Genomic DNA, 4,776 nt, shown 5'->3' with positions numbered 1-4,776 from the left:
TTGTAGTGGTCGATGCTGCGACGGATCGTCCGGTCGCCCTCGGAGCGAACCTGCAAGAATTTCTTGCAGGTTCGATCCCTGGTCAGCGCACCTTCGTCGTAGAGGTGCAGCAGGCATCGTCCAGTGGTCACGGATGTCACGCAGCGGGCACCAGCGTCCCGGCCAGCGCCGCGTCCACCACCTCGTGCTGCATGTTCGCGATGACGAACAGCGCCCCGATGAACAGCAGCCACAGCACCGCGCACACCAGCCAGACCCGCACGTTGGTCCGCCGGTACATGGTCACCACGGCGACGAACTCGCGCAGGAACCCCGCCGGCACGAAGTAGGACGCCGTCCTCGAGCCGATGACCTGTGCCCGGAGCCCGAGCTGTTCGGTGAGCGCTGCGGCGCGCAGGGCGTGGTAATTGCTGGTCACCACGACGAGGCGGGCGTCCTCCCCGAGCAACGCCTTCGTGTTCAGCAGGTTCTCCCCGGTGGTGGTGGACCGGTCCTCCAGCACCATCGACGAGCGCGGGACGCCGGCCCGCTCGGCGTACCGGGCCATCGCCTCCGCCTCCGAGATCTCCTCGTCGGCCCCCTGCCCGCCGGAGAGGACCAGCCGGACGCCGGGTTCGGCGTCCTTCCCGGCGTCCTGCAGTTCCTGCAGCATGGCGATGCCGCGGTCGATCCGGGCGGCGAGCAGCGGGGTGGGTTCGGTACCCCGCAGGCCGGCGCCGAGGACGACGACGGCGTCCGCGTGGTCGGGGCGGGTGATCCGGCTGTAGAGCACGGAGTAGATCGCGAAGGCCACGAGCTGCACGAGGAACATCGCCACGGTCAACGTGCCCAGCGGGGCGGCGATGAACAGGAGGAGCTGGCTGAGCACGGGATGCTCCCCGGTGGTGTTGCCCAGCAGGAGGATGCCGATGACCAGGGCGGCGATGGTGCCGACCAGGGCGACGCCGAAGACGGCGGGGACCAGGGTGGAGACGCCGAACCCCTCGCGCCGGACCACGACCGCACCGTTGACCAGCAGGTATATTCCGGCGGCGAGGATCGCCAGGGCGCCGAGGGTGAGGGCGCCGAAAATCAGCATCGTCGCGGTGCTGCTCTCGGAGTCCTTCTGCAGTTCACGGACCACGACGGTGAACCACAGGAAGAACAGGGTGGCGACGATCCACAGTCCGTTCCGGACGCGGCGGGGTTCGCGGATGATCCGCACGGCGGTCCAGACGCCGAGCACGGCGGTGATGACGCCCAGGATCCAGGTCGGGGTCACAGATGGTCCTCTCAGAGGTGCAGGGGTCGGCCGGGGTCGGCCTGAGGCGGGTGGGTAACGGCAGGGGGGAATCAGACTGTCAGGTTACGTGCCGTGAGCTGGACGCGGAGGCCGGCGTCCGAGACGAAGGCCTTGTCCACCCGGAGACCGCCGTCGACGGGGGCGGGGGTCCGGGAGATCTCGGCACCGTCAGCGGTGACGATGAGGTCAGGGCCGTCGAGGTGGGCGCCATAGGCGACCGTGGTGCCGTCGACCGTGCCGCGGTCGGTGTAGGCGCCGCTGTCGTCGGTCACCGGGGTCGGCTGTGCGCCGGGGAGGTCCACGGTGACGAGAACGTCCAGCAGTCCGAGGCGTCGGGTGTCGGTGTGGAGGTCCTGGACGATCCACTGCATCTGCTGGCCGTCGGCGGTGAGGTTGACGTAGGCGGTGGGGATCTCATGGTTGGCCCTGCGCACGGTCTGGGGGAAGCCGCGGAGGTCGGTACTGTCGACGGTGGCGTCCGGGGCGAGGGCGGTGACGACGGAGCGCAGGTCGTCGAGCTGGTCGTTCTTGGCGTTGTTCTCGGTGACGACGCCGGCGCCAGCGGCGACGACGCCGACGGTGAGGAGGACAGGGAGGAGAATGCGGGGGAATGTCATGGTGCACACGTTATGGCGTGCACCGTGCCCCGCGGATCAGCCTGTGGTCTGAATATGCAGGTCAGGGTGTGTCATACCGGGGTATGAGGTGGTGGTCCCCGGTCGGACTCAGAGCACCTCGCGCTCCGGGCGGGCGAAGGACAGTTCCATGCCGTCGACCATGCCGGTGAAACCGGAGCTCTCGCCGGTGGCGTCCTCCCGCCATGCGCAGCGGTGGGATTCGCCGACGACGCCACTGGCCCGGCACTCGGTCATCGTCCACCCGTCGGGGCCGGACATGAAGTAGTGGGTGCGGCCGCCCGGGGTGGCGTCATGCCGGAGGAAGGTGGCGGGCATGACGGGCACCTTTCAGGTGGTGGGGTCGGTCTCGGCGAGGAAGGCGTCGAGCCGGTCGATGCGGGACCGCCAGAGTGCCTCGTACCGGGCGAGGAGTTCCTGCGCCCGGTGGAGGTTCTCCGGGTTGCCGCGGATGATGCGTTCCCGGCCCCGCGGGATGCGTTCGACCAGGCCGGCGGCCTCGAGGACGCGGACGTGTTTCTGGACGGCGGGGAAGGGCCTCTCGTAGTCCTCGGCGAGGGTGGTGAGCGAGGCCTCCCCGGTGAGGGTGCGGCGCACGATGTCCCGGCGGGTCCGGTCGGCCAGCGCCTTGAAGATGCGGTCGACCTCGTCGGCGGTGAGCTCGGTGAGCGATTGTGCAACCATGTGGTTGTACGTTACGGAGTGAGCTGGTGGTCGTAAAGAGTCTGTGAAGGCGCACGGTTCATCGCACGTAGTGCACGGTTGTGGGCATGCTTCGCTGCTCCGGAGCTGAGAACGAAGGTATCGGCGACAGCGGCAACGGTGACTTCGGGAAGCATCAGGACGCGAGCGACGGGGGCGAGAAGACAGCTGGCGAAGTAGTTGGCTGCGCCCTCCTGCTCTTCGACGTCCAGGGTGCACGTGGAGAGGAAGTGGTCGAGGAGGATGTGGCCGAGTTCGTGGGCGAGGGTGAAGCGTCGCCGGTTAACCGGCATGTCGGCGTTGAGGTGGATGGTGAAGCAGGGGCCATGGTCGGACCAGGTGACGATGGTGTAGCCGTCCCGGGTGTGGACGCCTGTCCCGTGTCCGGTGAAGCCCTCGCGGTGTACGACCAGCTTGATCTCCTCGTACTGCGCCGAGATGAGTTTGCGGTTCACTGTTCCCCGGAGTGCTGGTCGATGATGGTGCGGAGTTCGTTCAACTCTGCCTGGCTGAGTGTCCGACGGGCGATGGCGAGGGTACGAATGGCGGCGGGTACGGCTTCGTCGCTGGTCTGGAGCAGTTCGTTGACGTGGACGCCGAGTTCTTCGGCGATGGCGGTGAGTGTAACGAACCTGGGTTCACGGTCACCGCTGAGATAACGGCTCATGGCGGCGGGAGTCACTCCGACGCGCCGTGCCAGTTCCGCTTGGCTGAGACCGCGATCGGCGATGAGCTGCGCCAATGTGCTGGGGAAGGGGGATACGGAGGGGCTCACGGCGCAAACCTTACCGGATCGGATACGGCGGCGGTCATTCCTTGGTCTTGGGGTACACGACAACGTTGCGGTCGATGTCGGTGATGCGGACGGGGAAGTCCCGGTAGTCGATGCTGAGGTACTCGTTGTACCGGCGCCGACCGGGGCCGGTGTGGTCGGGGAGTTCGAAGACGATCTGGTAGAACTCGTCGTCGAACTCGATGAGAAAAGTCAGCTGGTGGATTATTATTGATGTATTCGTAGACTTCTCCGATTTGACTGTCTTCAATGTCGTGGTACCAGTATCCCATGGCTAACTCTTCTTCTTCTTGGTCGGGTTCGGGTGGGTGGGGACGATATGCGCCCCAGATTTCGAGTAGTGGATTGTGAATCGTGAGGTTCTGATGGTTTCTCCGGATCAGTCTTTATGGATGCCGATTGATCTGTTCACCTGCACAGCTTCCTTGTTCTGGCCTTCCCGGTGGCCAGTCACGGCGTACTTCTCGATGAGCTTCTGCGTCTCCGTGATCGACAGGGTGACGGTGGATTTCGACGGATCGTAGTTCCTCTGGCCGGGCAGATGCTTGCCTTGCTCGGCCAGGTGCATCTCGGTCGTGAAGCCACGGACAGTGCGATAGGTGACCTTGTTGTAGTCGATGAGGTTACTGCGCGGCTTGCTCAACAGGCTGCCCTCCTGGCTGAAGGCCGTTGCCGGCCGTCCGGATGGTGAAGATGTACCGGGATTCCGAGCTCTCGGGGGTAGTCGAGGACGCCGTAGGCGTCGCTTCCGTACATGATGAGCGCACTCGGTTCCTTGCTCTGACAGATGATACGGAGTTCTTCGATGACAGCTTTCCGGTTCTCTGGTTCCTTGGTGCATCCGTGCAGTCCGATGGCGAGGCTGGAGTGTTCCGGGGCTCCGGAAAGGGTCCGGGAGACGGATTCGGGTCCGTAGAGCCGGACATTTGGTATCGTGGCTACTCCGTTGCGTTGGAGCCACGAGCCGAGGGTGAAATTCCGGTAGGTGTTCCAGATCTGACCTGCTTGTGGCATGTTGGCGTAGGTCGAGAAATCTGGCGTGATGGCCCCTGCGGCTGCCTGCAAGCGGGGAAGATATCTTTCCGGATTGTTCCACAATCGTTCGAAGCGGTAGTCTTCTTCGAAGAAATGGACGAACGTGCCTGGATCTGTGGGGGCGGGAGGGGCTGGTCTCGGAAAAAGTGGTGAGGGATTCGGGGCTGGAGAGGCACGGTGTCATGAGCGGGATGCCGTACGGCTCGACGAGGGTGGCGCCCTGGAGGAGGTGTCCGTTGAAGACGTCGCGACGGTCATGGGTCGATGTGGTGCACTGTTGCCTTGATCGGGCACGTCGTGCTGCCGGATGGGTGGGGAGTTGGAAGAGT

Annotated in this window: 7 protein-coding genes and 2 pseudogenes; all 9 read right to left on the bottom strand. The window is 65.1% G+C overall.

Going from position 1 to position 4,776, the window contains the following annotated elements; all coding sequences use genetic code 11:
- Positions 1-136: 136 nt before the first annotated feature.
- Positions 137-1,261 (bottom strand): YdcF family protein, encoded by a 1,125-nt coding sequence (locus QZV72_RS01290; RefSeq protein WP_297004236.1) that lies wholly within the window; start codon positions 1,259-1,261, stop codon positions 137-139.
- Positions 1,262-1,332: 71 nt separating this feature from the next.
- Complete coding sequence (locus QZV72_RS01285; protein WP_297004234.1) at positions 1,333-1,899, bottom strand: hypothetical protein; 567 nt, start codon at positions 1,897-1,899, stop codon at positions 1,333-1,335.
- 108 nt (positions 1,900-2,007) lie between these two features.
- Entirely contained in the window at positions 2,008-2,235 is a 228-nt protein-coding gene (locus QZV72_RS01280) for a hypothetical protein (protein ID WP_297004231.1), read from the bottom strand.
- Positions 2,236-2,247: 12 nt separating this feature from the next.
- Positions 2,248-2,601, bottom strand: a complete 354-nt coding sequence (locus QZV72_RS01275) for a helix-turn-helix transcriptional regulator (protein WP_297004229.1) — start codon at positions 2,599-2,601, stop codon at positions 2,248-2,250.
- Positions 2,602-2,612: 11 nt separating this feature from the next.
- On the bottom strand, positions 2,613-3,074 hold the full coding sequence (locus tag QZV72_RS01270; RefSeq protein WP_297004227.1) for an ImmA/IrrE family metallo-endopeptidase: 462 nt from the start codon (positions 3,072-3,074) through the stop codon (positions 2,613-2,615).
- Positions 3,071-3,394 carry a helix-turn-helix domain-containing protein gene (locus tag QZV72_RS01265; protein WP_297004225.1) on the bottom strand — a complete coding sequence of 108 codons (324 nt, stop codon included), beginning with the start codon at positions 3,392-3,394 and terminating at the stop codon, positions 3,071-3,073. The genes QZV72_RS01270 and QZV72_RS01265 overlap by 4 nt, the downstream gene beginning before the upstream one ends.
- Positions 3,395-3,428: 34 nt before the next feature.
- Positions 3,429-3,662, bottom strand: coding sequence for a hypothetical protein (locus QZV72_RS01260; RefSeq protein ID WP_297004223.1), 234 nt, complete (start codon positions 3,660-3,662; stop codon positions 3,429-3,431).
- Positions 3,663-3,686: 24 nt separating this feature from the next.
- Positions 3,687-3,980 (bottom strand): annotated as a pseudogene (locus QZV72_RS01255) (polymorphic toxin type 50 domain-containing protein).
- Between the two features lie 71 nt (positions 3,981-4,051).
- Positions 4,052-4,552 (bottom strand): annotated as a pseudogene (locus QZV72_RS14865) (DUF4417 domain-containing protein); the annotation flags it as partial.
- Positions 4,553-4,776: the final 224 nt, after the last annotated feature.

The organism is uncultured Corynebacterium sp. (genome assembly GCF_902782855.1).
In the GTDB taxonomy this organism is placed as follows: domain Bacteria; phylum Actinomycetota; class Actinomycetes; order Mycobacteriales; family Mycobacteriaceae; genus Corynebacterium.
The sequence above is the reverse complement of the archived record's forward strand: the minus strand, read 5'-3'. Positions and strand labels throughout refer to the sequence as shown.